This is a genomic window from Caulobacter sp. GW821-FHT12A07, assembly GCF_058807655.1.
The window spans coordinates 56,335-80,206 of sequence record NZ_JBXAQX010000011.1 but is presented as its reverse complement, the minus strand read 5'-3'; the positions used below and the strand labels follow the sequence as shown (position 1 = coordinate 80,206).

Genomic DNA, 23,872 nt, shown 5'->3' with positions numbered 1-23,872 from the left:
CTCGTAGGCGAAGCTACGCCAGGATGTGCGCCGAGATCGCCTCGCGGGCCTTGGCGTCGACGCCCAGCACGGCCTCCAGATAGGCCTCGATCGAGCCGTGGGCCGCCTCCATGGCCTCGATCGAGGCCAGGATGTATTCGGCCTCGACGCCGAGGGCCGCGCGGATCGCCGCCTCGGGCGGGACGACGCCGGTGTAGTCGGCGAAGTGACGGCCGATCTGCTCGCCGATGCGGCCGTAGCGCTCGGGATCGTTGGTGGCGAGATAGTCTTCGACCAGGTCGTCGCGCGACACGCCGGCCAGGCTGTGGGTCAGGGCGGCCAGCAGGCCCGTGCGGTCCTTGCCGGCGGCGCAGTGGATCAGCACCGGGCCCTTGGCCTGGGCCAGGGCGGCGAAGTAGCGCCTGAACAGATCGACGTGGCGCGGCGTGAACGGCTTCCGGCGATAGGATTCCATCATGTAGCCGCGGAAGTCGCCTTCCGAGAAATCCCAGCCGCGCAGGAAGGTCAGCCAGGGATCGTCGCCCTGGCCGCCCAGGTCGTTGTCGATCACCTCGGCGGCGAAGCCTTCCCAGCGGCGCGAGGGCTGGTGGCTGCGCTCCTGGCTGCGGCGCAGGTCGACGATGGTGACGATGCCCAGGCCGGCCATGGCCGAGAGGTCCTCGTCGGTGGCGTCGGCCTGGTGGGCGGCGCGGAACAGCAGGCCCTTCTTCAACCGGCCCGCCCCGGCGGCGTAGTCGCCGTAGTCGCGGAAGTTCTCGACGCCTTGCAGGGGGATTTGACGGGTCATGGCCCCGATGTAGCGATCCACGGCGACGAAATCGAGACGTCCGCTCAGGCGACTGGACGGATCGTGCAACTGCGCGGAAGCTGCCCCCATGCTTCCGGTCCAGCGATTCCAGAGCTTCGACGGCGTTTCCATCGCCTACCGCACCCTGGGCGAGGGCTGGCCGACCCTGCTGCTGCACGGATTTCTGGCCAGCGCCGAGAGCAACTGGTTCCTGCCCGGCATCGCCGCGGCCCTGGCCCAGGCCGGCCGCAAGGTGATCGCTCCAGACCTGCGCGGCCATGGCCGCTCCGACTCCCCGACCGATCCGGCCGCCTGGCCCGCCGACGTGCTGGCCATGGACCAGCAGGCGCTGGTCTCGCACCTGCACCTCACCGACTACGACCTCGTCGGCTATTCGCTGGGCGCGCGCACGGCGGTGCGGATGCTGGTGCGCGGGGCGCGGCCCGAGCGGCTGGTGCTGGCCGGCATGGGCGCGTCGGGCCTGATGGGCGCGGGCGAACGGGCGGCGATGTTCGAGGACGCCATCCGCAACGGCGACCAGGCCAAGGACCCCCGCGTCGGCCGTCGCGTCCAGGCGATGATCGCCGCCGGCGGCCTCAAGCCCGAGGCCATGCTGGGGGTGCTCAACGCCTTCGTCCCGACCTCGGCCGAAGACATCGCCCGCATCGACGTCCCGACCCTGGTCATCGCCGGCCAGCGCGACGACGACAACGGCTCGGCCGAGGCCCTGGCCGGCCTCTTGCCCAACGCTCGCGCCCAGCGCGTGCCCGGCGACCACATGAGCGCGGTCATGGAGCCGGCCCTGGCGGCGGGGATCGTCGGCTTCCTGGACCGGGCCTCGCGCTAGCAATCAGGCGGCAGGGAGGCGCGCCGATCCAGGCGCCGGCGCCGCGTGCCTGGAGGCAACTGGCCTAGAGGCAGCTGGTGTCGGCGTAGAAGATGGACAGCTCCGCTATCCTGCCGGCCTCATCGGCCCGCCACCTCACCATGACCGGCGTCCGGCACAGCCCCACCAGGCCGGCGATGTAGACGCGACTTTCGGAAGGCTTCATGCCCTGGCTCGCCAGATAGTCGGCCAGCCCCGCCTCCGGCGCGCCGATGGGAAATCGATCGCCTATCCGCTGTCGAATGAGCCGGGTCGCGTCTTCGTCTTCCCATTCCCCGCCCTTGAGGCCGGCGAACAGCGGCGTCGGCGGCAGGGCCGGACGGCTGGCGCAGCCCACCAAGGTCGCCGTCAGCAACAGGACGACAAGTCCGTCTTTCGAGCGCATGTCGTCCCCATCGGCGAAGTCACGGCCCAGCTTCCTCAAGACCGCGCAAGACGACAAGGGCCAAACTGCTCACCCGATAACGCCGATTGACGACACTGATGACAAGCGTCAACGTCACATCGTTGACGTTTGTCATCGCAAGCAGCGGGGAGCGCCGTGAGGATCAGTTCGGCGGAAAGCGTGATCATGGAGGCGTTGTGGCGGTCCAGCCCGCTGACCTCCGAAGCCATCATCGGCGAGGTGGGCGCGCCCAACGGCTGGACCGAGGGCACGGTCAAGCAGCTGATCAGCCGCCTGCTGAAGAAGAAGGCCATCGCCGCCAAGCCGGACGGCCGCCGCTATCTCTACACGCCGCTGCTGGCCCGCCGCGACTATGTCGAGGCCGAGAGCCAGGGCCTGCTGGACCGGCTGTTCGACGGCCGGCTGGCGCCGCTGGTCACCCAGTTCTCCGAGGGCGGAAAGCTGTCGGACGAGGACGTCGCCGAGCTGAAGGCCCTGGTCGAGAGGATCTCCAAATGAGCGGCGCCCTGCTGGAGGCGCTGCTGCGCGCCAACCTCGCCCTGGCCGCCGCGATCCTGGCGGTGATGCTGCTGCGCCGGCCGGTGCGGCGGCGGTTCGGGCCGCTGGCGGCCTACATGCTGTGGCTGGCCCCGCCGCTGTGCGCCCTGGTCAGTCTGGTTCCCGTCCCCGCCCCGACCGCGATCATGGCCCCGGCGGTCGAGCTCGTCGCCACCGCCGGCAAGGCCGTCGCCCCGGTCGCGGCCAAGGCCCCCGCCCTGCCGACCCTGCTGCTGGTGATCTGGGAGCTGGGCGTGCTGGCCGCCTTCGGCCTGTTCGCCGTGCGCCAGCTGCGGTTCGTGCGCGCCGTCGGCCGCCTCACGCCCTTCAACGGGCAACCGGCCGTGCTGCGCGGCGAGCATGTCGAGGCCGGCCCGCTGGTCCTGGGCTGGCTGCGCCCGCGCATCGTCGTGCCGGCCGATTTCGCCGACCGCTTCGAGGGCGAGGCCCGCGCCCTGGTGCTGGCCCACGAAGACGTCCACCTGCGGCGCGGCGACGCCCGCATCAACGGCCTGGCTGTCGCCCTGCAATGCCTGTGCTGGTTCAACCCGCTGGTCCACCTGGCCGCCCGGGCCTTGCGGATCGACCAGGAGATCGCCTGCGACGCGGCGGTGATCGACCGCCACCCGCACGCCCGCCGGCTCTACGCCGAAACCCTGCTCGGCTCGGTGCTGGGCGGCGCCCACGCCCCGCTCGGCTGCCATTGGCCCGCGACGGGCCCCCATCCCCTGAAGGAGAGACTGATCATGCTGAACACCGCCTCCGTCACCCCGCTGCGCCGCAAGGCGGGCCTGGCTCTCGTGGCCCTGGTCGCCTCGACCGCCGCCGGCGCCGTCTGGGCCGCCAATCCCGCGCCCGCCCCCGAGCCAGCCGTGATCACCCGCCCCGACTGGATCGAGAAGCCCGACGCCAACGATCTGGCCCGCTACTATCCGGCCGACGCGGCGGCGGCGAAGGCCTCCGGCCGGGCGCTCATCACCTGCGGCGTCGCCCTCGACGGCCGGCTGGAGAACTGCGCGGTCGTCCGCCAGAGCGACGGGCCCTACGCCTTCGGCGACGCGGCCCTGCAACTGAGCCAGTTCTTCCGCATGCAGCCCAAGACCATCGACGGCCAACCCATCGCCGGGGGCCAGGTGACGATCCCGATCGCCTTCAGCGTTCCGCGGTAGGGCGGCAGGACTTCAAAGAAAAAGGGGCGGTGGATGACCACCGCCCCTTCGTCGTTTTCGGACTGGCCGCGCTTACCGGCCAATTCCTTACCGGAAAGGCGGTTCGTCGAAGGCGCGCAGCTTGCGCGAGTGCAGGTTGGGACCTTCCTCGTGCAGCAGCTGGCAGGTCAGGATGCCGATCTGCAGGTGCTGGCTGATCGCCCGCTCGTAGAAGGCGTTGGCCTGGCCGGGCAGCTTGATCTCGCCGTGCAGCGGCTTGTCCGACACGCACAGCAGCGTTCCGTACGGCACCCGGAAGCGGTAGCCCTGGGCGGCGATGGTGGCGCTTTCCATGTCGATGGCGACGGCGCGGCTCTGGTTGAAGCGCAGGGCCGACAGGCTGTGGCGCAGTTCCCAGTTGCGGTCGTCGGTGGTGACCACGGTGCCGGTGCGCAGGCGCTTCTTCAGCTCCTGGCCGGTGTCGCCGCTGATCGCCTTGGCCGCGTCGTAGAGGGCGCGCTGCACCTCGGCGATCGACGGCACCGGGATCTCCGGCGGCAGCACCACGTCCAGCACGTGGTCGTCGCGCAGATAGGCGTGGGCCAGCACGTAGTCGCCGATGGTCTGGGTGTCGCGCAGGCCGCCGCAGTGGCCGATCATCAGCCAGGCCTGCGGGCGCAGCACAGCCAGGTGGTCGCAGATGGTCTTGGCGTTGGACGGGCCGACGCCGATATTGACCAGGCTGACGCCCTGACCGTTAGGAGCGATCAGGTGGTAGGCCGGCATCTGGTGCTTGCGCCACGCGCCGTCGGCGATGGCCTGCTCGGCGTTCGGCGTCTCGGCGGTGACCACCACGCCGCCCGAGCACGACAGCGCCGTGTACGGACTATCGGGCTTCTTCAGCTGCTCGACGCCCCAGCGGACGAACTCGTCGACATAGCGGTGATAGTTGGTGAACAGGATGAACGGCTGCACGTGCTCGGCCGGGGCGCCGGTGTAGTGGCGCAGGCGGGCCAGCGAGAAGTCGGTGCGCAGGCCGTCGAACAAAGCCAGCGGCCGGGTTTCCTCCAGCGCGGGGCTCCAGACGCCGTCGGCGATCTCGTCGCCGATGAAGGCCAGGTCCGTGGTCGGGAAGAAGCGGGCGATGTCCTCGCTGCGCACGTCGGCCTGGTTCAGGTCGATGCTGGCGTCCAGCACGTAGGGATAGGGGATCTCCTGCTCGGAGCGGGCGACCTCGATCTCGACCTCGAAGTCGTCCATCAGCAGGGTCAGCTGCTCGACCAGGTAGTCCTGGAACTGGGCCGGCTTGGTGATCGTGGTCGAATAGACGCCCGGACGGCTGACCCGGGCGAAGGCGCGCGCCAGTTTCGGCGGCAGGGCCTCGGGGTCGTAGGTCAGGCGCAGCTCGGGATAGGTGAACGAGCCGTCGAACCGCATCTGCGGGTCGGGGCGGGTTCCATGTTCGAGATAGGCCCTAAGGGCGGTGCGCAGGGCCTCGACGGCGCGCTGGTATTCGGAGTTGAGCCGCTCGACGACGGCGATCGCTTTTTCTTGGTTTGACATGGGTCTTTATAGCGACATTTCACGACATTGGCGAGACGGGCGCCCCGTCCAGGTGGAAAACTTTCTTACTTAGCGAAGTCGCTCGCCGCCGGGTCAATCCGGGAACGTGCAACGGCCTTTCGTCTCTACAGGTGCGCCTGTTTATCCGGCGTGACGCCAGGCAAGCCGACCTAGATCACCTCTAGGGCATGGACGAACCCAGGTTCGTCGGCCACAAGGGCGGAAATGCTCAAATAAGGAGCGAATGGCGGCGCGGACCCTCTCGCGCGTCGTTCCTCCATAAGCCAGCCGTCGACGCCGACGGGCCCAGGGGACCCGGGATGAACAAACGCTTCGCCTATCTGATCATCGGCGCGATGGTGCTGGGGGTGCTCGTCGGCTGGGGGTGCAACCAGTTCCTCGACGCCGAGGGGGCCAAGTCGGCGGCTTCGGGCCTGAGCCTGATCACCGACATCTTCCTGCGCCTGATCAAGATGATCATCGCGCCCCTGGTGTTCACCACCCTGGTGGCCGGCATCGCCCACATGGAGGACGCCGCCGCGGTGGGCCGCATCGGCGCCAAGACCCTGGGCTGGTTCATCGGCGCCTCGGCCGTCTCCCTGCTGCTGGGCCTGCTGATGGTCCACCTGCTGCAGCCGGGCCATGGCCTGCATCTGGTCGAGGCCGCCGTCTCGTCCAAACCCGCCGCTTCGACCGACGCCTTCACCCTGAAGGGCTTCATCACCCACCTGGTGCCGACCTCGATCTTCGACGCCATGGCCAAGAACGAGATCCTGCAGATCGTCGTCTTCTCGCTGTTCGTCGGCACCGCCGTCGCGGCCCTCGACGACAAGGCTCCGCAGGTGCTGCATCTGGTCGAGCAGTGCGCCCAGATCATGCTCAAGGTCACCGGCTTCGTCATGAAGCTGGCCCCGCTGGCGATCTTCGCGGCCCTGGCCTCGACCATCGCCACCCAGGGCCTGGCCATGCTGGGCACCTACGCCAAGTTCGTGCTCGGCTTCTACGCCACCATGGGCACGCTGTGGGTGCTGCTGTTCGCCGCCGCCTTCGTGGTGCTCGGCAAGCGGGCCATCCCGCTGTTCGGGGTGATCCGCGAGCCGGCCCTGCTGGCCTTCTCGACCGCCAGCTCCGAAGCCGCCTACCCCCGTATCCTCGACAGCCTGCCCAAGGTGGGCGTGCGCCGCCGCATCGTCTCGTTCGTCCTGCCGCTGGGCTATTCGTTCAATCTCGACGGCTCGATGCTCTACTGCACCTTCGCCACCATGTTCATCATGCAGGCCCACGGCGTGCACCTGACGATCCAGCAGCAGATCTTCATGCTGCTGCTGCTGATGGTGACCTCCAAGGGCATCGCCGGCGTGCCGCGCGCCTCGCTCGTCGTCATCATGGCCACCCTGACCTATTTCGGCCTGCCCGAGGCCTGGATCGCCCTCGTGCTCGGCGTCGACCACCTGCTCGACATGGGCCGCTCGGCGACCAACGTGGTCGGCAACTCGGTGGCCGCCGCCGTGGTGGCCAAGTGGGAAGGGGAGCTGGAGGACATCCAGCCGGAGGCCGAGACGGCAACGGCCTGATACTTTCTTCCGTAAAATCCCCGCGAAAGCGGGGACCCAGGCGTTTTCTGAAACGCACCGCGCTCTACGATAAAAAGCCTAGGCCCCCGCTTTCGCGGGGGTTTTACGGTTTGGGGGGTCGTGGATCATCCACGGGGAAACCTTCCCCCTCCCCGGCCCCAAAATGGGACGCCTTGACCATTGACGGCGGCCTCGTCAGGCCCAATCTTTCGCGAGAGGGACTGCAAGGACAAACGCTATGGTCAAGCTGAAAACCATCGCCCATGCCACGCTGATCGGGGCGGGTCTCGCCGGCGCGCTTCTCGCGGCCCCGGCTCTGGCCGCCAACAGCCCCGAAGAAACCGCCGCCGCGCCGCAGAAGGCCCAGCGCCAGTGCTTCCAGCTGTCGGACTGGCAGGGCTGGAGCGCCCCCGACAAGAACACCCTCTACATGAAGGTGCGCAATCGCGACGTCTACAAGGTGGACCTCGCCTGGGGCAGCAACCAGCTGACCTGGCCGGGCAACTTCCTGGTCTCGACCGTTCGCGGCATCGACACCGTCTGCAACCCCATCGACCTGGACCTCAAGGTCTCCGACAGCAGCGGCTTCGCCATGCCGATCCGCGCCAAGACCATCACCAAGCTGACGCCGGAAGAGATCGCCGCCATCCCCAAGAAGGACCGGCCGTAGCCGACCGCGCCTCCATAGCGACGTCGAGAAAGGCGCGGGCTCCGGCTCGCGCCTTTTCTCTTGGCCGCTCGCCGGCCTCGGGGTCTTAATGGCGCGACGTCAGCGGACCCGCGACGGGTCGGCGGCGATCGAGCGGAGCGACACCATGGGTCTGCTGGACAATCTGACGGGTCTGCTGGGCGGCCAGGGCGACCTGGCCGAGGCGGTCAAGAGCCTGGGCGTGGCCGGCGGGGTCGGCGGCCTCGTCGACGCCTTCCAGAAGGGCGGCCTGGGCGAAGTCGCCCAGTCGTGGGTCGCCAGCGGCCACAACCTGCCGGTCTCGGCCGAACAGATCCAGGCCGTGCTCGGCTCGGGCGCCGTCGGCCAGTTCGCCGAGAAGCTGGGCGTCGATCCCCAGACCGCGGCCGCCAAGCTGTCGGAGATCCTGCCCGGCCTGGTCGACCAGCTGACCCCGGGCGGCAAGCTGCCCGACGAGGGCATCGGCGGCGCCGTTGGCGGCCTGCTGGGCGGCTTCCTGAAGCCCTAGCCTTCCCCCGCCGCCGCCAGCAGCGCCACGACCATGGCGTTCACCGGCGTGGCGATCCCGTGGGCGGCGCCCTTGCGGACGATGACGCCGTTGCGGGCGTCGATCTCCATGGGGCGGCCGGCCAGGCGGTCGGCGTGCAGGGAGTTGACCCCGTCCGGCGGGCTGGCGCGATAGCCCGCCACCACCTCGTCCGGCAGCTCCAGCGGCAGGTCGGCGCCTTCCGCGCGGCCCACGGCGACGCATTCGGCCGCCAGGTCGCGCATGATCGCGGCGATGTCGTCGCGGCGGGCGACCCCGGCCGGCTTCAGGGTCAGGGCGCTGACGGCGCCGGCGCAGTTGAGGGCCAGCTTGCGCCAGGCGACGGTCTTGAAGTCGTCGGTGGTCGAAACCTCGATCGGCGTATGGGCCAGCAGGCCGGCGAAGGCCTCTCCCGCCGCCCCGGCCGGAACCTTGATCCAGCCCAGGCGCCGCTGGCGGATCACGCCGGGCGCGGTGCGTTCGGCCGGGATGTCGACCACCGCCGGGACGATGCGCTCGGCCGGCAGGTAGGGGCTGAACCGCTCGACGTGCTCGACGCCGTTCTGCAGCACCGCAACCCGCGTCTGCGGTCCGACCAGTCCGGCCAGCCAGGCGGCGGCGCCGGCGGCGTCATAGGTCTTGGTGGTGACCAGCACCCAGTCATGGGGCGTCGCCTCCGCCGGATCGGTCAGCACCGTCGGCGTCGCTGCCAGGGTCTGGTCCGGCGTCTCGACCTCCAGCCGCGTAAAGGCGGTGCGGGCGCACAGGGTGACCTCATGAACCTGGCCGAGCCAAGCCGCCAGGGTCCCGCCGACCGCGCCGGGACCGATCACCGCGATGCGCATGCATGCTCTCCAGAACGAAAAACGCCGCCCGGCTTAGCGGGCGGCGTCAATCTCGTCACGACGGTTTCGCGGACCTCAGTGGTCGGCCGAAACGATGTCGGTGCGCTTCTGGAGCATGGCCTCGAAGCTCGACCACACGCCGTCGGCGCCGTGCCACTGGCCCTTGGTCGCGGCCTTGGAATATTCCGTGGCGCGGGCCTCGAAGAAGTTGGCGTGCTCGACGCCGCTGAGCAGGGCCTGCAGCCACGGCAGCGGGTTTTCCTTCACGCCGTAGACTTCCGGCAGGTCCAGCTGGCGCAGGCGCCAGTCGGCGACGAAGCGGATGTACTGCTTGATGTCGTCGGGCGTCATGCCCTGGATGTCGCCGGCCTCGAAGGCCAGGTCGATGAAGTTGTCCTCCATGCCGACCACGGTCTTGCAGCAGTCGACGATGTCGTCGGCCACGCTCTTGGTGACCGCGCCGGTCTCCTTGTTGAAGGCGTGGTACAGCTTGATGATGCCGTCGCAGTGCAGGCTCTCGTCGCGGATCGACCACGAGACGATCTGGCCCATGCCCTTCATCTTGTTGAAGCGCGGGAAGTTCATCAGCATCGCGAACGAGGCGAACAGCTGCAGGCCTTCGGTGAAGCCGCCGAACATGGCCAGCGTGCGGGCGATGTCGGCATGGCTGTCGACGCCGAAGGTCTGCATGTAGTCATGCTTGGCCTTCATGGCCTCGTATTCCATGAACGCCGAGAACTCGGTCTCGGGCATGCCGATGGTCTCGAGGAGCAGGGCGTAGGCCGCGATATGGATCGTCTCCATGTTCGCGAACGAGGCCAGCATCATCTTCACCTCGGTCGGTTTGAACACCCGACCGTAGCGCTCCATGTAGTTGTCCTGCACCTCGACGTCGGACTGGGTGAAGAAGCGGAAGATCTGCGTCAGCAGATTGCGCTCCTTGTCGTTCAGCTTGACGGCCCAGTCCTTGAGGTCCTCGCCCAGCGGCACCTCTTCCGGCATCCAGTGGACCTGCTGCTGCTTCTTCCAGAAGTCATAGGCCCAGGGATAGCGGAAGGGCTTGTAGCCGCCCGAGGGGATCATGAGGCCGGGCGTGGTGATCAGCGAGGCGGACATGGGCGGTCTCCAGAGCGGGCGGACGCGAATCGAGCGGGCGAGTAGGATCTAGATAGCGCAGGGCGACGGCGCGCATCTAGTGGTCAGATTGTCTCAGCACACAAGATGTTGTGGGCAGAATGGGTAACCAATGATGAATCGAGCTTACACCATCTATGGCGCGCTTGGCTCGGGCTCGGTCCCCGTCGAAGCGACTTTGACCCTATTGGGGCAGCCCTACACGGTCATCGAGGCGCCCACCTGGGAGGGCGCGGCGCAGCAGGCCAAGGTCGTCGGCGTCAATCCGATGAAGCAGATCCCGGCCCTTGTCACCCCCGACGGCGAGACGATCACCGAGAGCGCGGCGATCCTGATCTGGCTGGCCGACAACCACCCCGAGGCGCGGCTGGGACCCGCCGTCGGCGATCCGCGCAGGGGGCAGTTCCTGCGCTGGATGACCTTCATCCCGGCCTCGATCTATTCGCTGTTCTGGGTGCGCGACGATCCCTCGCGGCTGGCCGGCCCCGATCCGGAAGCGCAAGGCAGGGTCAAGGCCGCCACCGCCGACCGCATCGCCGACTGCTGGGCGATGATGGACGCCCAGGTCGAGCCGGGCGCCTACATCCTGGGCGACCAGCTGACCGTGCTCGACCTCTATGTCGCCGTCGTCAGCCGCTGGGGCTCGCGCCGGGTGCGGTTCTACGACCGCGCGCCGAAGATGGCCGACGTGGTGCGCCGCGTGGACGCCGACCCGCGGCTGGCGGAGTTCTGGGACAAGCGGTTCCCGTTCGTGGACGGGTGGGAGAGCAAGGGCGCCAGCGGCTGAGCCCCGGCTCGCCGACCGCCGATACGCGAGCGTTACGCAGCCGTCGGAAAATTACCGCACCGCCCGCCCAGCCTCGCCCTTCGTTACGGGAGGAACCATGGCGGGAAACAGCGGACTCGACCGACGCACCCTGATCGGCGGCGTCTGGGCCGGTTCGGCCCTGGGCGTCGCGAGCCTGGCGGCCTGTGGCGGCGGCGGCGGAAGCCCCTCCACCTCAAGCACGACCTCGTCGAGCGCTAGCAGCTCCTCGACGGCCTCGTCCTCGTCGTCTTCCTCCTCATCGTCTTCAACGTCGTCGGGCAGCCCGGTCTGGACCTCGACCGAGACCAGCACGACGGCCACGACCCCGACCATCGCCGACTTCGTGACCGTGATCGCCTCGGGGACGGTGACCTACGCCTTCCACGTGACGACGACCTCCAGCACCACCGACCCGGTGACTGGCGCGGTCAGCGACACCAGCAGCACGGCCACGCTGGCTCCCTATCTGATGTCGAAATACCTGGTGACCAACGCCAACTGGAAGGCGTTCTGCAACGCCATGGGCTCGACCTACTATCCCAGCACCGCCAAGACCGCGGGGCGCTATTGGGCCAGCGGGGCCTATCCGGCCGGCAAGGAGGATCACCCGGTCTTCTTCGTCTCCCTGACCCAGGCCCAGGCCTATTGCGCCTGGCTGGAGACCCAGATCTCCGGCTACGACATCTACGTGCCCACCGAGGGCGAGTGGGAATACGCCGCCCTGGGGACCAACACGGCCTACGCCTATCCCTGGGGCGCCAGCGCGGGCAGCAGCTACAGCGCCTCGGCCCTGACCTCGCTGTTCAACTACAACGGCGTCTGCGCGGCCTATGTGCTGGCCGGCTCCGGCCTGACCACCCTGACCTATTACGACGACGAGGTGGTCACGACCCTGTCGGACGGAACCACAGCCCTCACCGACGACACCGCCGCCCTGACCAGCGTGCTGTCGATGTCGAGCTCGGGCGGCGTCACCGGCTGGCAGTACGACAGCGATACCAACCGCACCTGGGCCGACTTCGCCAATTCCGATCAGTTCGAGACCCTGGTCCAGGTGTGGGGCGGCTATTCCACCGCGGTCGGCGCCTACGAGGCCGGCAAGAGCTGGTGCGGCTGCTACGACATGGCCGGCAACGCCTACGAATGGACCTCCACCCTCAACACCGCCTCGAACGGGGCGGAGTCGGGCAGCAGCGTCAACGTGGTCAAGGGCGGCTCGTGGTACGCGACCGGCAACAGCGGCAAGTCGACGGGCCGGGGCGAGGGCCGCAGCGCCAGCGGGGCCTATCACTCGATCGGCTTCCGGGTGGCGGCCCGAGCACGCTGACCCCCAAGCCCCCGCCGAGAAGCCCCCGCTGAACCGAAAACAGCGTTCCCCGCTTTACCGACGCCAGCTTCGCCGCTATCAACCCGCTCGATGCAATTGGCCGCGACCAAAATTATTACCCGCAAAACGACCCGCTTCGGCGGGGCGGCGGGTATGCGCGCGATCTGACGCAAGCATCCCCAGACCAGCCCCGCACTGCGCGGGGCGGCTCTCTTGACCACGAGATCTGACGGCTCCCCGCGCTCCACCTCACCAGGAGACGCACCACCATGAGCCCCAAGTTTTCCCGTTCGAACCCGCCGCACGTCGGCGTCGTCGGCGCCACCGGCCTGGTCGGCGGCATGATGCTGAAGCTGCTGGCCGAGCGGGACTTCCCGCTGGCCTCCCTGCGCGTGTTCGCCTCGGCCCGCTCGGCCGGCCAGGCCCTGGCCTGGAAGGACGGGTCGGTGACGGTGGAGGACGCCGCCGGCGCCGACTTCGCCGGCCTCGACATCGTGTTCTTCTCGGCCGGCGGCGACACCTCGCGCGAGCTGGCGCCCAAGGCCGCCGCGGCCGGGGCGATCGTCATCGACAACTCCTCGGCCTGGCGCAGCGATCCGGACGTGCCGCTGGTGGTGTCGGAGGTGAACCCCGACGCCCTGACCGTGATCCCCAAGGGCATCGTCGCCAACCCCAACTGCACCACCATGGCCGCCATGCCGGCCCTGAAGCCGCTGCATGATCGCGCGGGTCTCAAGCGCCTGACCGTCAGCACCTACCAGGCCGCCTCGGGCGGCGGGGTCGAGGGCATCCGGGTGCTGTCCGAGCAGGTGCAGGCCGGCGCGGCCGGCGACCTAGACGGCCTGGCCCTGTCGCCGGACGCCGCCCCCCTGCCCGAGCCGCAGAAGTGGGCCGTGCCGCTCGCCTACAACGTGGTGCCGCTGAACTACGTGCTGGGCGAGGATGGCTATACCGAGGAAGAGCTGAAGCTGCGCGACGAGAGCCGCAAGATTTTGGGCCTGCCCGAGCTGCCGGTCAGCGGCACCTGCGTGCGGGTGCCGGTGTTCTCAGGCCACGCCCTGTCGATCAACGCCGAGTTCGAGCGGCCGATCTCGGTGGCCGAAGCGCTGGAGCTGCTGGGCAATGCGCCGGGCGTGGTGCTGGACGATGTGCCCAACCCGCTCGCCGCCACCGGCCAGGACCCGGTGTTCGTCGGCCGCGTGCGTCCCGACCCGACGGTCGAACACGGCCTGGCGCTCTTCGTCGTGGGCGACAACCTGCGCAAGGGCGCGGCCCTGAACGCCGTGCAGGTGGCCGAGGTGCTGGTCGGCGGCTGAGGAAGCGAGAACCTCGTCCTTCGACAGGCTCGGGCGACAAGCTCAGGATGAGGTTCTCGACTGACACGACGTGTCATTGGTCCTCACCCTGAGCTTGTCGAAGGGCGGGGACCAAGCGCCGCGACAGCATGCCGCGCAGCCCTGGGGCGAGCGTTCATCCCCTCTTCACCGCGCGGGCGCGATGGCTGTCGGCAGGATGAAGATTTCGCAGCTATCGACCACCGACACGGGCGCTTTCGCCGCCCCCGTCGCCTATCCCGGCGGGACGGCGGCCGCGACGGCGGCGCTCAACGACACGACGGGATCGCTCGGGCTGGACCAGCAGCTGGGCGCCTATCACGCCCTAGCCGACCGCTGGGCCGGCGCGGGCCACGGCGAGCGCGCGGGCCTCTCCCAGGCGCTCAACGAGTCGCCGTTCGCCAAGACCGTGCAATCGGCGCTGAACACCTTCACCAAGGCCGCCTGGGCCGGCTCAGACGCCGCCCCGCCGGTTCCCCAGCAGAAGGCGCTCGACGCCTTCGACGGCCTGTCGGAAACCGACCAGACCATCGTCGCCTCGCTGCAGGTCGGCGTGCCCGGCGCCAAGGGTCCGGCCAGCGTCGGCGACTACCGCGCCCGCCTGCAGTCCGACCGCGACGCCGCCCAGCCGTCCTCGACGCCGCGCGACACCGTCACCCTCTCGCCCGAAGCCCAGGCCCGCCTGGCCGGCGGAGCCGCACCGGAGGAAGCCGCCGCGCCGGCGGTGGAAGCGACCCCGGAGATGGCGGCGGCGATCAGCGCCTACGGCAAGGCGGCGCGGTAGGAAGATCCCTCTCTCTTTGAGAGAGGGAGGGGCCCGCGCCGCAAGGCGTGGGAGGGTGAGAGGTTTCACCGTCGGCCGGCAAATCCCGAAAGTCCCCTCCTTCGGACGATCGCGCTCTCATTTCCCGTCTTCCTCGCCCCTGTGGCGAGGACCCATGGTCCGGCCAGACTCGGCGCCCCCAGCCTGGGCGTCGCCAACCTGGTCGTGAGCAGGTCGACGATCTCGGCGACGGAACCCTGGACCCCAGGCACGAGGCCTGGGGAGGCGGGTGTATTCAGTCTCGCGCCAGGTTCGGAGAGTTTGTTACCTCTCACCCTTCCACCGCTGCGCGGCGGGCCCCTCCCTCTCTCACAGAGAGAGGGGTCTATGGAGCGAACTGCGCCAGCGCCGCCGGCTCGCCCTTGCCCACGGTCACCTCGCCCGCCAGCCAGTCGATGAACGCCCGCACCCGGGCCGGCAGCTGGCCGCCGTGGCCGACATAGACGGCGTGGATCAGCTCGATGTCGCCGGGATTGAAGGCTTCCAGCACCGGGACCAGCCGTCCGGCGGCGATGTCGGGACCGACGTGCAGCACCGACAGCCGCGCGATCCCCTGGCCGGCCAGGGCCAGCACGCGGGCGCTCTCGCCGTCGCCGACCTCGGCGCGGCCGTGGACCGGTCGGAAGACGCCCTCGCCGTCGATCAGGAACGGCCAGGAGTCGCAGTGGCGGGCGAAGTTGAAGGTGATCAGCTCGTGGCGGGGCAGATCGTCGGGATGGGCCGGCGTCCCGGCGCCCGCCAGATAGGCCGGCGAGGCGACCAGCACCATGCGGCTCTGGGCGATCTTGCGGGCCATCAGCTGCGAGGCCCGCATCGGACCCACGCGGATGGCGACGTCGGCCCGCTCGTCCATCAGGTCGATCACCTGGTCGGTGACGGTGATGTCGAGCTGGATGTCGGGGTGGGCGGCCAGGAACCTCGGGGCCAGGGGCAGCAGATAGTGCTGGCCGAACGGCACGCTGGAATTGACCCGCACCCGGCCGCGCGGGGCGGCGCTGGCGGCCACGGCGCGCTCGGCCTCGTCGAGGTCGGCCAGCACCCGCAGCGAGTGCTCGTGAAAGGTCTGGCCCTCGGCGGTGAGGATCAGCTTGCGGGTCGAGCGGTTGACCAGCCGCGCGCCCAGCCGCGCCTCCAGCCGGGCCACCAGCTTGCTGACCGCCGACGGGGTCATCCGGAGCGAGCGCGCCGCGGCCGAGAAGCCGCCCTGCTCCACCACCCGGACGAAGACCTCCATCTCGGCGGTGCGATTGATTTCCTGCCGCGCCATCGCGCCTTCAATTCACAAGTGATGATCCTTCCGGCAATCTAATTCATCGAAGGCGCCAGCGCTATCTGACGGTCCGCACATTCACCGGAGCCGGCCGTCATGCCCCTCGCCCTCTATGCCCTGACCGTCGGCGCCTTCGGCATCGGCGTCACCGAGTTCGTCATCATGGGCCTGCTGTTGCAGGTCTCGGCCGATCTCGGCGTCTCGATCCCCACGGCCGGCTGGCTGACCACCGGCTACGCCCTGGGCGTCTTCGTCGGCGCGCCGATCCTGACCCTGGCCACCCGCCGCCTGCCGCCCAAGACCACGCTGCTGGCCCTGATGGCCATCTTCACCCTGGGCAACCTGGCCGCCGCCCTGGCGCCGAACTTCGCCCTGCTGATGGGCGCGCGGATCGTCACGGCCCTGGCCCACGGCACCTTCTTCGGCGTCGGCTCGCTGGTCGCCGTCTCGCTCGTGGCGCCCGAGCGCAAGGCCTCGGCCATCGCCATCATGTTCACCGGCCTGACCCTGGCCACCCTGCTGGGCGTGCCGTTCGGGGCGTGGCTAGGCCTGGCCTTCGGCTGGCGCTCGACCTTCTGGGCGGTGGCCGCCATCGGCGCCCTGGCGCTCGTGATCCTGGCCCTGCTGGTCCCCAAGGGCGACAAGGCCGCCGAGCCCGCGCCCCTCAAGGAAGAGTTCGCCGTGCTGGCCCGTCCGCAGGTGCAGCTAGGCCTGGTGATGACCGTGCTGGGCTTTGGCGGGGTGTTCGCGGTGTTCACCTACATCCAGCCGATCCTGACGCAGCTCGCCGGATTCTCGGAGGCCGCGGTGTCGCCGATCCTGCTGGTGTTCGGCGCGGGCCTGGTGGCCGGCAACCTGCTGGGCGGCCGCTGGGCCGACAGGAACCTCAACGCGGCCCTGGCCGGGAGCATCGCCGTCCTGACCGTGGTCATGCTGGCCTCGGGCTGGGCGTTCCACGACAAGGTCGGCGCCGTGCTGGCCGCCTTCCTGCTGGGCGCGGCCGCCTTCGCCACCGTCGCGCCCTTGCAGATGCGGGTGCTGAGCCAGGCCGGCGGCGCGGGCCAGGGCCTGGCCTCGAGCCTCAACATCGCCGCCTTCAACCTCGGCAACGCCATCGGCGCGGCCCTGGGCGGCGCGGTGATCGCCCACGGCGCGGGCCTGGCCGCCATCGCCCCGATCGCGGCCCTGGTGCCGATGGCCGCCCTGGCCCTGGCCGCTCTGAGCCTTGGCCTGGAGCGCCGCGAGAAACTGGCGGCGGCGTAGCGCCCAATCTCCTCCCCCGTGAAACGGGGGAGGGGGACCACGAAGTGGTGGAGGGGGCGTGACTGGGCGCCGAGCTCCGTCACTCGCCCCCTCCGTCACGGCGCGTATCCGCACCGCGCCACCTCCCCCGCTTCGCGAGGGAGGAGCTAGTCGCCCCAAAGCCGAAAGTCGGATCGAGCAAGAACCGCTTCTCCGGGAGCGCTATCGCCGACCGGCCGGGATCCCTTCCCCCGTCTTCCTCAGGAGACTTCCCATGGAATACCGCACGCTCGGCCGGTCCGGCCTCAAGGTCCCCGCCCTCAGCTTTGGCGCCGGCACGTTCGGCGGCCAGGGGCCGCTGTTCAGCGCCTGGGGCGACACCCGCGTCGAGGAGGCCCGGCGGCTGATCGACATCTGCCTGGAGGCCGGCGTCACCCTGTTCGACACCGCCGACGTCTATTCGAACGGCGCCTCCGAGGAGATCCTCGGCGAGGCCCTGGCCGGCCGCCGCGACGAGGCGCTGATCTCCACCAAGCTCGGCCTGCCGATGGGCGACGGACCGCTCGACGCCGGGGCTTCGCGCCTGCGGCTGGTGCGCGGGGTCGAGGCGGCGCTGAAGCGGCTGAAGACCGACCGCATCGATCTGCTGCAACTGCACGCCTTCGACGGGACGACGCCGGTGGAGGAGACTCTGTCGGCCCTCGACGACCTCGTCCGCGCCGGCAAGGTGCTCTATGTCGGCGCCTCCAACTTCGCCGGCTGGGAGCTGATGAAGTCGCTGGCCGCCGCCGACCGCCACGGCTGGCCGCGCTATGTCACCCACCAGGCCTATTACTCGCTGGCCGGCCGCGACTACGAGTGGGAGCTGATGCCGCTGGCCGCCGACCAGGGCGTCGGCGCCATGGTCTGGAGCCCGCTGGGCTGGGGCCGCCTGACGGGCAAGATCCGCCGCGGCCAGCCGCTGCCCGAGACCAGCCGCCTGCACCAGACCGCCGACGCCGGCCCGCCGGTCGACGACGAGCGCCTCTACCGCATCGTCGACGCCCTGGACGCCATCGCCGCCGAGACCGGCAGGACCGTGCCGCAGATCGCCATCAACTGGCTGCTGCGTCGCCCCACAGTCTCCAGCGTGATCATCGGCGCCCGCACCGAGGAGCAGCTGCGCCAGAACCTCGGCGCCGTGGGCTGGAGCCTGAGCCCCGAACAGGTCGCGGCGCTGGACGCCGCCAGCGCGGTCACCCCGGCCTATCCCTACTACCCCTACTGGCGCGAAGGCGGCTTCCGGCAGGTGAACCCGCCGCTGGTGTAGCGCGCCCCATGGCCCGTCCGCCCGCCGCCTGCTAAGCCCCGGCCATGCTCACCGATCCCTTCTTCTACGCCGTCGCCGTTCCCGCCGTGATCCTGGTGGGCCTGGCCAAGGGCGGGTTCGCGGGGATCGGGGTGGTGGCCACGCCCCTGCTGGCCCTGGCGGTCGGGCCGGTGAAGGCCGCGGCGATCCTGCTGCCGCTCTTGATCCTGCAGGACGTCGTCGGCGTCTGGTCCTATCGCAAGACCTGGGACAAGGGCCTGCTGATCCTGATGGTCCCGCCGGCCGCGGTCGGCATCTTCCTGGGCTGGGCCCTGGCGGCGCTGGTGTCGTCGTCGGCCGTGGAGCTGGCGGTCGGGCTGGTCTCGGTGCTGTTCGCCGCCCAGCGCCTGTGGGCCGAGCGGGCGGTCAAGGCGGCCGCCGCCGTCGAGGCCGGACCGGGCCGGCCGTGGCTGGGCGTCCTGTGCGGCATGGCCTCGGGCTTCACCAGCCAGATTTCCCACGCCGGCGGCCCGCCGTTCCAGATCTACGTGCTGCCGCGCCGCCTGCCGCGCGACGTCTTCGTCGGCACCAGCGCGATCTTCTTCGCCATCGTCAACTGGATGAAGATGCCGGCCTACCTGGCTCTCGGCCAGTTCACGCCCAGCGTGCTGACCGCCGTGGCCGTGCTGACGCCCCTGGCCCTGGCTTCCACCTGGGCCGGCGTCTGGCTGGTGCGCCGCGTGCCGGCCGAGGGCTTCTACAAGGTGATCTACGTCCTGCTGATCCTGGTCGGAACCAAGCTGGCCTGGGACGGATTGATGGGGCTGATGTGATGAACGGTCGCGCTTGCGATATGCCCTTTCGGCGCCATGATGATCGGCGTTTATACGTCACCCAATTCGACTAGGCTGGGCGGGCCATGACGATCTCAGACTTCACCAAGCACTATCCTACGTCGGGCGCGAAGCTGGCCGACCTGATCGTGCACCTGGCGGGCCTCGCCTGCGCCCTGCTGGGCGGCGGCATCCTGCTGGGCCTGGCCTTCGGCCTGGGCTCGCTGAGCCAGATGGCGGCCATCGGGGTCTATACGGTGGGCATGGTGACCATGCTGTCGCTGTCGACCGCCTACAACTTCTCCAAGGCGCGCTGGCAGCCGCTGCTGCGCCGCTTCGACCACGCTGGCATCTTCATCATGATCGCCGCCTCCTACACCCCCTTCACCACCCAGAACCTGACCGGCTGGTGGGCCATCGGCATGACCGCCGCCGTCTGGGGCATCGCTGGCCTCGGCGTGCTGGCCAAGCTGTTCCTGCCGGGCCTCGACAAGCGCTTCTGGGTCGGCCTCTACATGGCGATGGGCTGGCTGGTGCTGGTGGCCATCAAGCCGATGATCGAGGGCCTGTCATGGGTGGCCCTGCTGCTGCTGGCCATCGGCGGCATCGTCTATTCCACCGGCACGGTGTTCTACCTGATGCGCCGGCTGAAGTTCCGCCGCGCCATCTGGCACGGCCACGTGATCGGCGGCGCGGGCCTGCACTACGCGGCCGTGCTGGTCGGAGTCGTCCTGGCCGGCGCCCGGGCCTGATCCGCATGGCCCGCGACGGAGCACCGCACGGGAACGAGCCGACCGGAACCGAGACCCGGATCACCATCCAGAGCCTGCTGCGCGACTGGCGCGGCCCCGATCCCCTGCGCGGCAAGCGCCTGCCCGCGCCGCTGGCGAGCGCCCACGCCGAGGCCGTCGGCTTTCCGGGCGTGCGCCTGTCGATCGAGCAGGCCGAGGACGCGCTGAAGGCCGCCGCCGACCGCCTGGCGCCGGTGCGCTCGCTGATCGGCATGGACGAGTTCAACATCCTGGCCCTGTCGGGCGGGGCGGCCGGCGGCGCCTATGGCGCGGGCGTGCTGACGGGCCTGTCCAAGGCCGGCCGGCGGCCTCACTTCGCCATCGTCACCGGCGTCTCGACCGGGGCCCTGATCGCCCCCCTGGCCTTTCTCGGCCCGGACTGGGACGACCGCCTGACCGACGCCTATCTGGGCGGCCACGCGGCCGAACTGCTCAGCCTGCGCCGCCTGGCTCCCGCGCTGGGCCCCAGCATCTTCAAGGGCGAGAGCCTGGACGCCCTGGTCGAGCCCTTCGTCGACGAGACCCTGATCGAGGCCGTCGCCGTCGAGCACGCGAAGGGTCGGCGCCTGCTGATCGCCACCACCAATCTCGACAACCAGCGGGCCACGATCTGGGACATGGGCGCGATCGCCACGCGCGGCGGCCCCGAGGCGGTGAAGCTGTTCCGCGAGATCCTGGTGGCCTCGGCCTCGGTGCCCGGCCTCTTCCCGCCCAAGCTGTTCGACGTCGAGTGCGACGGCGAGCGGCGTCAGGAGATGCATGTCGACGGCGGCGTGGCCGCGCCGCTGTTCCTGATGCCCGACGCCCTGCTGCACTGGCGCAACCTCGGCTCGCGCGTGCGCCGGGGCCGGGTCTACGTCATCGTCAACACGGTGCTGGACCCGTCGGTGCGCTCGACCCCGCCGGGCGTGGCCTCGATCATGGGCCGCAGCTTCGAGACCATGCTGCGGTTCTCATATCGCCAGGCGCTGAGCCTGGCCGAAGGCTTCTGCACGCGCCACAACCTGCCGCTCAGCGTGGCCTCGATCCCGGGCGACTTCGACGGCTTCAACATGCTGCGGTTCGACACCGTGACCATGCGCAAGATCTACGACAAGGCCGAGGCCCTGGCGGCCGACGACAAGGTCTGGACCAGCCCGGCCCTGGAGCCCACCGGCTGGCGCGGCCTCTTCCGCCGCCCCGGCGGCCGGCCCAAGCCCGAGCCCGGCGCGATCAGCCTGGATCCCGGGACCGAGGCCTGAGGGCTGAGGGCTGAGGGCGGCGCGCCCTAGCCCAGGCGCTCGAGCGCGCTTCGGATCTCATCCTCGGTCGGAGGCGCGTAGTCGTCAGCCGCGAAATGGATGGCCTCGAGCACGGCGTCGTCGTCGCCGGCGTCGAAGTCATGACCCATGATGATGCAATCGGCCACGTAGCTCGCAGCCCGGTATGAGAGCGAGCCATCGGATAGCGCCTGCAGGAGACGCCGGGCATGGGCGCGCGTGAGCACGGTTTCGGGACCAGGCTCGATGACGATGCGCCCCCGCCCCGTGGCCTCGATGGCGGCGAGACACGCGTCCACCTCGGGGGCGATCTCCGTGGAAAACCGCAGAGGTGACAGTTCCCCTTCCAGGAACGCGACCAGGACCGAGTGCTTCATGCCGAGACGCTAGCGCGCGTCACCGGCTTCCGGAAGCAGGGCGTCGGCTGTCCGTACGACCCTAGGCGTCGTTGTCGGCTTGTGGCGGCGCGGCGGTCAGTTCGGCCATGAGCTGATCGGGATCGACGGGTTCGCCGTCCACCGTGGCGGTCACGGCGCCATTGGCGCCTATCGCGATGACGACGGGCTTGGGATGTTCCGGCTCTGAAGGCGGCTTGCTCATCCGACGACCCTAGCCGTCGTCACGCCTCGGCGCTACGGCCTCCTCCTCGCCCGCCCCTCGCCTGCATTGCAGGCCGGAAACCGAACGCAGTCTTCCCGCAGCACTCACCGGCTAGGCAGGCGCGGACATCAACGTTCCCGTCCGGTCATGCGCAAGCTCATCCTTCCCGCCCTCGCCGTCGCCCTGCTCGCCGTCTCGGCGGCTCACGCCCAGCCGCCCGGCGGCGGTCGCGGCGGTCCGCCTCCCGGAGGCGGCGGCCCCGGCGGACCGGGCGGCGGGATCAAGCAGACGGATCTCGACAAGGTGGTGATCACCGGCGTGGTGCTGGCCGTTGATCCAGCCGCCGATCGGGTGACGATCGCCTACGCGGCGTCAGAGCCGCTGAACTGGCCGGCGGGGACCATGCCCTTCGCCACGGTCAAGCCGGGCATGCTGGGCGAAGTGGCGGTGGGTCAGAAGGTTCGCTTCACCCTCAGCAATCACCGCATCTCGGCGTTCCTGCCGGATGGCCCGCCGCCGGAAGGCGGTCCGGGTCCCGGCGGTCCGCCCCCTGGTGGACCTGACGGCAAGCCGGGCGGCCCGCCTCCGGGCGACGGTTCGGATCGTCCGCCGCCGCCGCGCTGAAACTCGTCAGCCGGCCTTCTTGAGGTAGCGCGCGCGGGTCTTCTCGACGCGGGGCGGATCAGCGCGGAAGTCGGCGGCCACGCCCAGGCGGGCGTTGCACGACGGGCAGCGCACGTGATCCTCGTCGGTCAGCTCGGCCGGCGGGTCGAAGCGGGTGCCGCAGGGCTTGCACTTCCAGTCGCCGACTTGCGGCGGCGGAGGCGCGGCCGGTTCGGGCGTCACCACCCGGGCCGTCTTCTGCAGGCGCTCGAGCGGCGGCGGACCGCCAGGCGCGGCGACACCGCTCTTCAGGCTCAGGATTTTGCGGCGCGGGGGCTCGCTATCGCTCATGACGCTCGACGACTTTACGGAAGGATGGTCGCTAGCTGCATGATCGCGGCCGGAAACTCAAGGGTTCGCACGCCTGAGGGGGCCCAAAGGGGGCCCAAGGGAGCATCGAAGGCCCCGCTCACCACTCCGGCTTGAGGCTGAACGACAGGGCCACGACCGAGTCTTCCTGGGTGGCCATGCCCATGATCTGGTCCTTGGCCTTGATCTCGCGGCGGATGTAGCCGACCGAGGCCTGCATGGCACCGCGCCGCCAGCCGACCCCGGCCTGGGCGTCGCCGATCAGCTTGCTGGTGGTGTCGGCGGTGATGCCGGCCCGGCTCCAGTCGCCGTCCTGGCCGCGCAGCAGGTTCATGCCGACCAGCTGGCCGCTGGCCCCGGCGAACAGGTACCAGCGTCCGCGGTCGCCGAAGGTCTCGCGGCCGTCGCGCACGCCCAGGCCGTCGATGACGCGGTCCTCGACGCTCTTGCCGCTGCTCTTGCCGATGCGGACCATGCCGCCGAGTTCGGCCGAGCCGCCGGCCCCGCCGAAGCCCAGGCCCGCATGCGGGGTGAAGTCGACCGACAGCTTGCCGGCCCCGAACTTGGCCGCCGCCGGCCAGCCGCGCGAAACGCTGACGTCGACGGTGTCGGCGTCGAAATTGGCCGCGCCCGGGCGCACCAGGCTGAGCGGCGCGCTCTGGGCCAGGCGCGAGGAGCTGGCCACCGAGACCCGAACCGAGTCCACGGCATGGCCGTTGTCGCCGACCACGACGCTGCTCGAGCGCCAGCTGACGGGCCCGCGCTCGTCGTAATAGCGGTCGGCGTCCAGCAGGTTGGCGTCGCCATAGAGACCGGCCGGCGAAACGGCGAAGGCCTCGCCCTCGGCTTCCGTGGCGCGGGTGTCGACGGGGCGCGCGACGAAGGCGGCCGCCGAGGGCTGGGCCGGAGCCCGCCGTGCAAGATCAAGCTTCTGAAGGGTCGGGCTGAGCGACGGCGCGGCGGCGGGCGCGGGCTTGGCCCGCTTGCCCTTGCGGACAGCGGCGTCAGCCTGCGCGCCCGCGAGCGCCAGCATGGCGCCGCAGCACGTCGCGATCGTCACGCAAACGATACGCATTGCGGATTCCCCAATCCCAATCCTGCCCACCGTATCCGGCATTTCGGATACGTCCACCGGGAAAACCCGGCGTTCGGTGAACAGTCAGTGACTGTATTGGTTCCGCACAGAAAAACAGCGGCGCGATATGTCGCGCCGCTGTGGTTGATTGTCGCT

At 70.0% G+C, this 23,872-nt stretch carries 26 protein-coding genes and 1 pseudogene; 17 read left to right on the top strand and 10 right to left on the bottom strand.

Features of this window, described 5'->3' with window-relative positions; genetic code table 11:
• Positions 1–13: 13 nt before the first annotated feature.
• Positions 14–787 (bottom strand): tyrosine-protein phosphatase, encoded by a 774-nt coding sequence (locus tag AC1RRS_RS20030; RefSeq protein WP_492856685.1) that lies wholly within the window; start codon positions 785–787, stop codon positions 14–16.
• An 88-nt stretch (positions 788–875) separates the two neighbouring features.
• On the opposite strand from AC1RRS_RS20030, the gene AC1RRS_RS20025 reads away from it, so the two are divergent.
• Positions 876–1,634 carry an alpha/beta fold hydrolase gene (locus AC1RRS_RS20025; protein ID WP_492856683.1) on the top strand — a complete coding sequence of 253 codons (759 nt, stop codon included), beginning with the start codon at positions 876–878 and terminating at the stop codon, positions 1,632–1,634.
• 64 nt (positions 1,635–1,698) lie between these two features.
• Here the strand turns inward: AC1RRS_RS20025 and AC1RRS_RS20020 are convergent, their stop codons facing one another.
• Positions 1,699–2,058, bottom strand: coding sequence for a hypothetical protein (locus tag AC1RRS_RS20020; protein WP_492856682.1), 360 nt, complete (start codon positions 2,056–2,058; stop codon positions 1,699–1,701).
• 156 nt (positions 2,059–2,214) lie between these two features.
• Here AC1RRS_RS20020 and AC1RRS_RS20015 point away from each other — a divergent pair, with 156 nt between their 5' ends.
• Both AC1RRS_RS20015 and AC1RRS_RS20010 read left to right on the top strand, forming a co-directional pair.
• Positions 2,215–2,577: a BlaI/MecI/CopY family transcriptional regulator gene (locus AC1RRS_RS20015; RefSeq protein ID WP_492856680.1), complete on the top strand. Its 363-nt coding sequence runs from the start codon at positions 2,215–2,217 to the stop codon at positions 2,575–2,577.
• Positions 2,574–3,785 carry a TonB family protein gene (locus tag AC1RRS_RS20010; RefSeq protein WP_492856678.1) on the top strand — a complete coding sequence of 404 codons (1,212 nt, stop codon included), beginning with the start codon at positions 2,574–2,576 and terminating at the stop codon, positions 3,783–3,785. The genes AC1RRS_RS20015 and AC1RRS_RS20010 overlap by 4 nt, the downstream gene beginning before the upstream one ends.
• 87 nt (positions 3,786–3,872) lie before the next feature.
• Here the strand turns inward: AC1RRS_RS20010 and AC1RRS_RS20005 are convergent, their stop codons facing one another.
• The gene (locus AC1RRS_RS20005; RefSeq protein WP_110119558.1) at positions 3,873–5,327 is read right to left on the bottom strand and encodes an AMP nucleosidase; all 1,455 of its coding nucleotides are present in this window, start codon (positions 5,325–5,327) and stop codon (positions 3,873–3,875) included.
• 320 nt (positions 5,328–5,647) lie between these two features.
• Here AC1RRS_RS20005 and AC1RRS_RS20000 point away from each other — a divergent pair, with 320 nt between their 5' ends.
• The 3 genes from AC1RRS_RS20000 to AC1RRS_RS19990 all read left to right on the top strand — a co-directional run bounded on the left by AC1RRS_RS20000 (position 5,648) and on the right by AC1RRS_RS19990 (position 8,097).
• Complete coding sequence (locus tag AC1RRS_RS20000; RefSeq protein WP_487292318.1) at positions 5,648–6,901, top strand: dicarboxylate/amino acid:cation symporter; 1,254 nt, start codon at positions 5,648–5,650, stop codon at positions 6,899–6,901.
• 238 nt (positions 6,902–7,139) lie between these two features.
• Positions 7,140–7,571, top strand: a complete 432-nt coding sequence (locus AC1RRS_RS19995) for a DUF6491 family protein (RefSeq protein ID WP_492856677.1) — start codon at positions 7,140–7,142, stop codon at positions 7,569–7,571.
• 88 nt (positions 7,572–7,659) lie between these two features.
• Positions 7,660–8,097, top strand: coding sequence for a YidB family protein (locus AC1RRS_RS19990; RefSeq protein WP_492856676.1), 438 nt, complete (start codon positions 7,660–7,662; stop codon positions 8,095–8,097).
• Here the strand turns inward: AC1RRS_RS19990 and AC1RRS_RS19985 are convergent.
• Positions 8,094–8,960 (bottom strand): 2-dehydropantoate 2-reductase, encoded by an 867-nt coding sequence (locus AC1RRS_RS19985; RefSeq protein WP_492856675.1) that lies wholly within the window; start codon positions 8,958–8,960, stop codon positions 8,094–8,096. The two genes, AC1RRS_RS19990 and AC1RRS_RS19985, sit on opposite strands and share 4 nt — an antisense overlap.
• Positions 8,961–9,035: 75 nt before the next feature.
• Positions 9,036–10,076 carry a ribonucleotide-diphosphate reductase subunit beta gene (locus AC1RRS_RS19980; protein WP_110121697.1) on the bottom strand — a complete coding sequence of 347 codons (1,041 nt, stop codon included), beginning with the start codon at positions 10,074–10,076 and terminating at the stop codon, positions 9,036–9,038.
• A gap of 133 nt (positions 10,077–10,209) precedes the next feature.
• Between AC1RRS_RS19980 and AC1RRS_RS19975 the strand changes: the two genes are divergently transcribed.
• The 4 genes from AC1RRS_RS19975 (at position 10,210) to AC1RRS_RS19960 (ending at position 14,347) form a co-directional block, all read left to right on the top strand.
• Positions 10,210–10,881, top strand: a complete 672-nt coding sequence (locus tag AC1RRS_RS19975; RefSeq protein ID WP_492856779.1) for a glutathione S-transferase family protein — start codon at positions 10,210–10,212, stop codon at positions 10,879–10,881.
• Positions 10,882–10,978: 97 nt separating this feature from the next.
• The gene (locus tag AC1RRS_RS19970) at positions 10,979–12,229 is read left to right on the top strand and encodes a formylglycine-generating enzyme family protein (RefSeq protein WP_492856674.1); all 1,251 of its coding nucleotides are present in this window, start codon (positions 10,979–10,981) and stop codon (positions 12,227–12,229) included.
• A 269-nt stretch (positions 12,230–12,498) separates the two neighbouring features.
• Entirely contained in the window at positions 12,499–13,545 is a 1,047-nt protein-coding gene (locus AC1RRS_RS19965) for an aspartate-semialdehyde dehydrogenase (protein ID WP_492856673.1), read from the top strand.
• Between the two features lie 196 nt (positions 13,546–13,741).
• Positions 13,742–14,347: a hypothetical protein gene (locus AC1RRS_RS19960; RefSeq protein WP_492856672.1), complete on the top strand. Its 606-nt coding sequence runs from the start codon at positions 13,742–13,744 to the stop codon at positions 14,345–14,347.
• Between the two features lie 364 nt (positions 14,348–14,711).
• On the opposite strand, the gene AC1RRS_RS19955 is transcribed toward AC1RRS_RS19960, so the two are convergent.
• Positions 14,712–15,653: a LysR family transcriptional regulator gene (locus AC1RRS_RS19955; protein ID WP_492856670.1), complete on the bottom strand. Its 942-nt coding sequence runs from the start codon at positions 15,651–15,653 to the stop codon at positions 14,712–14,714.
• A gap of 99 nt (positions 15,654–15,752) precedes the next feature.
• Between AC1RRS_RS19955 and AC1RRS_RS19950 the strand changes: the two genes are divergently transcribed.
• From AC1RRS_RS19950 to AC1RRS_RS19925, 6 genes and pseudogenes are all read left to right on the top strand, one after another.
• Complete coding sequence (locus AC1RRS_RS19950) at positions 15,753–16,919, top strand: MFS transporter (RefSeq protein ID WP_492856669.1); 1,167 nt, start codon at positions 15,753–15,755, stop codon at positions 16,917–16,919.
• Between the two features lie 8 nt (positions 16,920–16,927).
• Positions 16,928–17,065, top strand: a pseudogene (locus tag AC1RRS_RS19945) (hypothetical protein); the annotation flags it as partial.
• Between the two features lie 107 nt (positions 17,066–17,172).
• Entirely contained in the window at positions 17,173–18,207 is a 1,035-nt protein-coding gene (locus AC1RRS_RS19940) for an aldo/keto reductase (RefSeq protein WP_492856667.1), read from the top strand.
• Between the two features lie 44 nt (positions 18,208–18,251).
• Positions 18,252–19,019: a sulfite exporter TauE/SafE family protein gene (locus AC1RRS_RS19935; protein ID WP_492856666.1), complete on the top strand. Its 768-nt coding sequence runs from the start codon at positions 18,252–18,254 to the stop codon at positions 19,017–19,019.
• Positions 19,020–19,105: 86 nt separating this feature from the next.
• Positions 19,106–19,771 (top strand): PAQR family membrane homeostasis protein TrhA, encoded by a 666-nt coding sequence (trhA, locus tag AC1RRS_RS19930; protein ID WP_487292002.1) that lies wholly within the window; start codon positions 19,106–19,108, stop codon positions 19,769–19,771.
• Positions 19,772–19,776: 5 nt separating this feature from the next.
• Complete coding sequence (locus tag AC1RRS_RS19925; RefSeq protein ID WP_492856664.1) at positions 19,777–21,051, top strand: patatin-like phospholipase family protein; 1,275 nt, start codon at positions 19,777–19,779, stop codon at positions 21,049–21,051.
• A 26-nt stretch (positions 21,052–21,077) separates the two neighbouring features.
• Here the strand turns inward: AC1RRS_RS19925 and AC1RRS_RS19920 are convergent, their stop codons facing one another.
• Positions 21,078–21,446: a hypothetical protein gene (locus AC1RRS_RS19920; RefSeq protein ID WP_492856663.1), complete on the bottom strand. Its 369-nt coding sequence runs from the start codon at positions 21,444–21,446 to the stop codon at positions 21,078–21,080.
• 61 nt (positions 21,447–21,507) lie between these two features.
• Entirely contained in the window at positions 21,508–21,669 is a 162-nt protein-coding gene (locus AC1RRS_RS19915) for a hypothetical protein (protein WP_492856662.1), read from the bottom strand.
• A 147-nt stretch (positions 21,670–21,816) separates the two neighbouring features.
• Here AC1RRS_RS19915 and AC1RRS_RS19910 point away from each other — a divergent pair, with 147 nt between their 5' ends.
• Positions 21,817–22,293, top strand: a complete 477-nt coding sequence (locus AC1RRS_RS19910) for a copper-binding protein (RefSeq protein ID WP_492856661.1) — start codon at positions 21,817–21,819, stop codon at positions 22,291–22,293.
• A gap of 6 nt (positions 22,294–22,299) precedes the next feature.
• Here the strand turns inward: AC1RRS_RS19910 and AC1RRS_RS19905 are convergent, their stop codons facing one another.
• Both AC1RRS_RS19905 and AC1RRS_RS19900 read right to left on the bottom strand, forming a co-directional pair.
• Complete coding sequence (locus AC1RRS_RS19905; RefSeq protein WP_492856659.1) at positions 22,300–22,623, bottom strand: hypothetical protein; 324 nt, start codon at positions 22,621–22,623, stop codon at positions 22,300–22,302.
• A gap of 118 nt (positions 22,624–22,741) precedes the next feature.
• Entirely contained in the window at positions 22,742–23,716 is a 975-nt protein-coding gene (locus AC1RRS_RS19900; protein ID WP_492856658.1) for a lipid A-modifier LpxR family protein, read from the bottom strand.
• Positions 23,717–23,872: the final 156 nt, after the last annotated feature.